General features: G+C 36.7%; 4 protein-coding genes. 3 read left to right on the top strand and 1 reads right to left on the bottom strand.

Annotated elements, in window-relative coordinates:
* Nucleotides 1–76: 76 nt before the first annotated feature.
* Nucleotides 77–919, bottom strand: a complete 843-nt coding sequence (locus F3D68_RS10930) for a TolC family protein (protein WP_151194469.1) — start codon at nucleotides 917–919, stop codon at nucleotides 77–79.
* A gap of 115 nt (nucleotides 920–1,034) precedes the next feature.
* Here F3D68_RS10930 and F3D68_RS10925 point away from each other — a divergent pair, with 115 nt between their 5' ends.
* The 3 genes from F3D68_RS10925 to F3D68_RS10915 all read left to right on the top strand — a co-directional run bounded on the left by F3D68_RS10925 (nucleotide 1,035) and on the right by F3D68_RS10915 (nucleotide 5,449).
* Nucleotides 1,035–3,950 (top strand): DUF4347 domain-containing protein, encoded by a 2,916-nt coding sequence (locus tag F3D68_RS10925; protein ID WP_151194468.1) that lies wholly within the window; start codon nucleotides 1,035–1,037, stop codon nucleotides 3,948–3,950.
* Between the two features lie 217 nt (nucleotides 3,951–4,167).
* The gene (locus tag F3D68_RS10920) at nucleotides 4,168–4,854 is read left to right on the top strand and encodes a Fic family protein (protein WP_151194467.1); all 687 of its coding nucleotides are present in this window, start codon (nucleotides 4,168–4,170) and stop codon (nucleotides 4,852–4,854) included.
* Complete coding sequence (locus F3D68_RS10915) at nucleotides 4,844–5,449, top strand: recombinase family protein (RefSeq protein ID WP_191092810.1); 606 nt, start codon at nucleotides 4,844–4,846, stop codon at nucleotides 5,447–5,449. Before F3D68_RS10920 ends, F3D68_RS10915 begins: the two co-directional genes overlap by 11 nt.
* The last annotated feature ends 702 nt before the right edge of the window (nucleotides 5,450–6,151 follow it).

Genomic DNA, 6,151 nt, shown 5'->3' with positions numbered 1-6,151 from the left:
AGGTTGCATATAATGAGCCGTTTGTTTTTGTTTTTTGTCGTAATTAAATGATAATTAAACGGCTCTCTAAATGCTATCAAAAGTTACCTTCATGTGTATACTGGATTTGAACCATGCCGTAATTACTGCCGGGTTTAACATTCATTAACCTTGATAATGAGGACTTAGCATCTGCAATTTCTATTAGGAGCTTATTGGCCTTGCGAATAGATTTAATTAATACGTTTTGATAATCAAGCTCTGTATCGTTTGTATTAACCTTTTGCTTCAGCACTTCTTTTGACTTTTCAAGTGCTAAGGTTGCTTTTTCCTGAAACTCCTTTACTTTTGGATATATCTGTTGAGCTGTCCACGCTTTTAGATAAACAGAAATACATTCCTGTATCAAGTTTTGCGTAGTTTTTCGAATTTGCTCTTGCATAATCATAATGCGATTGGCTTGCTGTTGAGCTCTTGTATAACTTAAACCTAAATCGAGAATATTCCACTGCAAGCCGGTCGAGACATTTAATACTTCGCGCGGAGTAAAGCTTTGTTCACCATCTACCAGCTGCCCATTTCTAACTAAATTTTGGATCTGCTCATTGTTTCTGAAGGAATAGTCCGTACTTACATTCAAACTTGGCAACATCTCAAGATAAGCCATTGTTAGATTTCCGTTTTCTAACATCAATTGCGCTTGATTAACGCGATTATCTAAGTTGTATTTTAGTGTTCTTGCAATAGCTTCTGGTAAATTAATATCATGGGCAATTTGTTGCTGCTTATTCCATATGTTGTTCAGGTTTGTTTGCGTATTATTGAGCTGCTCTTTTTGATCTATTACTGTTGGGGTTATGCTACATCCACTGATAAGCAAAACACTACACACAGCTAAAAAAGTAATTTTCATTTTCATTTCTTTCATCTTTGTTTGCATAATTTTCTACTGCTTCATATTAGACAGTATTTCCAATTTCGCAAACTCGCAAAAAAAAATAATTTGTCTACACTCGTAAAATATAGAGATCAAATTACGGTTAAAGGATGGATTTATGAAACATTACTTGAAACTTAAAAAAAATCAAAAAACTACTCGCTCAAAGTATCTTAGTGATGAGCACTCAATGCCGCTGATCATTCAAAGGCTTGAACCAAGAATGATGTATGACGGCGCTGCAGTAGCAACAATTGATCAAGCTGTTGATCTAAGCGATGGTGTTACAAATGCTGAGGCAAGCGCAGTACTAAATGCAATCAGTGATAATGATCATGCAAACGCAACCCAGAGTTTATATGATATTTTGGGTCATGAAGGAATATTGCAAGAGCAGGATTATTCAGAATATACTGAAGTGGTTTTTATTGATTCAGCAGTTAAAGATCCGCACGTTTTAATCAGTGGTATTGATCGTAATGCAGCAATTGAAATTATAGATTTAAATAGTGATGGTGTTGAGCAAATGGCTCAAGCATTAGAAAAATATTCAAACCTTTCTGCTATACATGTGATATCTCATGGTAATCAAGCAGAGTTACAGCTAGGCAACACAGTTCTAAACGATCAAAACATTGGGCAATATGAGACGAAATTATCTGAAATTGGCAAAAGCCTTAATAGCGAAGGTGATATTTTATTTTATGGCTGTAATGTTGCTGAAGGAGAAAAAGGAGAGGATTTTGTCAATAAACTAAAAAGCTTTACTGAAGCAGATATTCAAGCTTCTAATAATATCACTGGTAACACTCATCTTCAAGGGGATTGGTTTTTAGAACAAAAAACTGATCACGTTAACAGTATCCATACACTAATTTCTCAAAATGAATGGATATACACACTTCATACTAACTCTGTTGGGTTTGATATTATTCAAAACTCTGAAGGGGAATCCACCCTTACCTACTTTTATGGAAGTTGGCATGGCGGTTCCATCAATGCTGAAGGTGCATTATCACTTTATATTCTGAAAGAAAATGGGAATGAAAATAATCCAAATGATTATACAGTAGAAGCATATGGTAAAGGAGGTACAATATCTGATCAAACCTATATTTTTCAAAGGGGGAGCGGACAGACGCAGGGAGTTACACCTCATATTATACTTATTGATGAAGAAAACAATGGATATACAGATACAGAGATAGAAAGTTCAGGATTTGTGCGAGGACAAAATTATTTTTGGGCATCTGATACAGAGCTTTATTCATTTCGTGGGGTAGGAGGCTACGGAGGTTCAAATACTTATAGTCACCAGTGGGCTGTAATTGAAAATATTCAACCTGGGAAATATGTTGCATTTTATGATAATGACCCTAGTGGAGCAACTCCTGCGTCAAGTTTATCTGATACATGGAATCCAGAGGACGCTATCAAAAATATAGTCTTTTCTATATCCTCTTCTGGTAATCTGGTTATTGAGTCAGAGCTTTCTTTGTCTGAAATAGCACTAGGAAATATTGTTGAAAACATACATTCTAATACAACGACGGATAGTAATTTAAGTGGAACACTGGTTAGTAGTGACAGTAATTCAGATAATTTGATTTTCAGCATTGATGGATACTTGAGTAGCTCATTTACGGTTAATGAAGTGACATATGACATCTCGAAAACAGGAAACTATGGTACATTATATTTGGAATCATCTACCGGTAAGTATCATTATGAAAAAATCGTCGCACCAATAGAAGGATTAAACTCTGGCGAGCAAGTTTCGGATGTTTTTACTGTGTCTGTCAGTGACGGTAATTTTTCCTCAACGCGGTCGTTAACTATTAATATAGCAGGTACTAATGATGTTCCGACCGTTTCCCAAACCTTGAATAACATCTTTGCTCGAGAACAAGAAAGTTTTAATTTTATATTACCCGAAAATTTTTTCAGTGATGTGGATGATAATCAGTTAGTAATTTCAGCTATTGGTCTACCTTTAGGATTAGTATTTGATAATGAGACTAAAGTGATTTCTGGTATCCCAGATCTAGGAACTGAAGGAAATTATAATGTCATACTAACTGCAACAGATCCTCAAAACGCTTCTATAAGTACCAGTTTCGTATTATCTATTGAAGGAGCAAAGTTAGATCCGAACAAAATTGTCTTAGATATAAAGCCTCCTGTAAAACATAGTAAAGATACACCTGTCAGCAAAATAGATGCAGAAGAAATTCCCGTTGAGTCTAAAAACATAAGTGAAGTAATGGATTCAGAATTTGGTTTTGGTATACCTTATTTCTTAGAATCTAGTGCTGTCGCGGCTTTCGAGGAAGTTTCATCGGAAACTGCTGTAAATGAAGACGGAAACATTCAATCAGATAGAGTAGAAAACTCTACATCAATAACGAATTCTAATGGAGATAATGCTATATCACCACGTGTAACATCAACCGAAATATATCAAAATGCGTTAAATAATAATGACACAGCTCAAAATATCTCAGACATTGCTAAAGATATTATATATGAAATGAAATCATCGCAGGTATCTGATTTTGAGATTGGTGAAATCGCAGGAGATCTTCTAGATCGCGCGATTTCTACTAGTCAACCTGATGAGACAATTTCCAGCGTTGCTTATAATTTGCATGTAGGCATGCCTAAAAACTCTGTAACACATGAGATATATATTAATAGGCTAAGCTCTGAAAGTCGTTTAACCATAGAACAGATGAAGTCAATCATTATAAAAATTAAGGAGTCTGGAGACATTTCTGGCGCACTTAGTTTGGCTGAGAAATTTCAATTAAACTCGAAAGAGGCTGGCGTTGAAGAAGCAATGAAGCAAATCATCATTGATCTTAATTTAAATACTAGCGAACGTATAGCGCCAAAAAATAATGATATAAATGCAGAACCATCGTCTAGTAACGTTATCCAACTAAATCCTCAAGATGCATACAACGAAAAGATAATGCATGAAAAATACAAATTAGCTTTACTGAAGAAGCAAATTCTTAAGGATTTTGCATAATTTATCATCAATTACCGGCAAGTTCCTTACTTTCGGCTCTTTCCCTTTTCCTGCTTGATAAAAACGATCGTTTTACGATAGTCAAAATCACTTACCCTAAAATTACATTCAAAAAGACTTAAATTCAATATCAATGTTATACTATTGCGTTATACACAATAAAACGTTAATATTATACCATTATCTATATTTATGTATAACAAATTGGCGCACTATAATGATCATGCTATCAGAACTGACCACTATCCAAAAAAATGACCTCTATCGAAGTTTAAGGGTTAGCATCACTCACCACTCAAGTGCTATCGAGGGGTTAACACTTACCTTTGGCGAAACAAAACGTCTTTTAGAGAGCGGCATAACCGCACCCAATAAACCACTGCACGAGCAATTAGTTATTCTTGGTTTTGCTGATGCTTTCGATTTTGTGGTGCGTGAGGCTGAAAACTCTGGTCACAAGTTTAATGATGCTTTCATAAAAGATATTCATGCTATCTTATTTGATAAAGCGCTTAAGGTTTCACCTGAACGCATTGAGCGACCTATTGGTGCTTGGCGTAAAGATGAGCGCCAGATATTAGGGGTTGATATTCAGTTATCATCACCTAATCATATAAATCAAGATATCGGCAATTTACTTTACCGTACACAAGTCGCTATGGATTTACGTGCCATTGCTGATTTCCATATCAGCTTTGAGCGTATTCACCCTTTTGCTGATGGCAATGGTCGTGTCGGTAGATTGCTTATGACTTATCAAGCAATAAGGAATGATTACTTACCTCCACTGATTACCAATGATCATCGCGAAGAATATTTAATCTCTCTAAATAATATTGATACACACACTAAATTTATTGAATCTGCTATTGGAGAAACAATGGAGCTTGTCAGTGGTCAGTAAAAAATCAGACAATCCAACTGCTAAAGTGTTTGCTTATGCTCGCGTATCTACACGCTCACAAAAAACAGACCGCCAAGAAGTTGACTTAAAAGAACATGGCTATGATGAAATTTTTATCGATAAAACCTCTGGCTCAACCACAAAGCGTCCCGCCCTTCAGGATATGCTATCGCGCTTGCGTGCAGGGGATACTGTTATTGTTCACAGCTATGATCGATTAGGTAGATCAACCAAAGATTTGTTTGACCTCATTGAACATTTTAAAGACAGCAAGGTGATATTTAAATCACTCAAAGAGGAAATTGACACCTCGACTGCTATGGGTGAATTGTATTTTACCATATTATCTGGGATTGCTCAGTTTGAACGCAATAAACTAAGGGAAAGAACGCTTGAAGGATTACGAGCATCACCCAACAAAGGTGGCAGACCTAAAGGGCAAGCCAAAGAAACCCAGCAAAAATGTCTTTCTACCTATAACGATTATATGAACAGCCAAATCAAATCAATCCGCCAAGCGCTTAAAGAAAACAATGTTTCACCACGCACTTATTATAAGTGGTACAACGAGAATAAAGCCAAGCTAAAAAATTAGGCATGTATGCTCAAGAAATTATTATTTGATCCAAATATGAATAGTTTTATGGGAGCATATATCCACAGCTAATGCGCAACTTAACATGACTCGCCAAATGTCCGCATCAAATTCTTTTATCATAAGCACCCGACCTGAATATGCTCGATAATTTTAAATGAGTTAACATACTCCCAAAAAGTTGCTCCATTTTTATTTTTGTGCCATAATCAATTCCGGTTCTGTCGCAGACTATACGGTTCTGTCGCAGACTATACTTCCAGCGAAATAGTTGGTACATTTTACGAACTTTAAACAGGGTGCCTCGGGGCTCATAATAGATTTTGGGACTTCCAAGTCAGCCAAAATCGAATCGCTTCCCTCGGCGGTTTATTCTTTTGGGCGGCACGGCTCCCTCTCAAGCAGGCTTCGACGAAAACTGCGTATTCTTCTTCGCCATCTTGCTCCTGTATGCCTCTACGGCTAAAAATATAGCTTCAAGCACAGACTTGCTCTGGCGCCTACGGCACGTCGCGCGCTGGGAATGAAGCCACGCCTACCTTGTCTACTCGACCTCGCGTTCCGCTCTCCATGTCTCGCAGCGTATGCAACCATGTAATATGCTCAACTTTTCAGGTCGTTGGTATTCCAAAGAAATCATCATGCAAGCTCTGCGTTTATATTTATCATACTCTTTGAGTTATCGAGATGTGGAAGAGATTA

This window comes from Cysteiniphilum sp. JM-1 (assembly GCF_008711525.1).
GTDB lineage: Bacteria > Pseudomonadota > Gammaproteobacteria > Francisellales > Francisellaceae > Caedibacter.
This window is presented reverse-complemented; position numbering and strand designations above follow the sequence as displayed.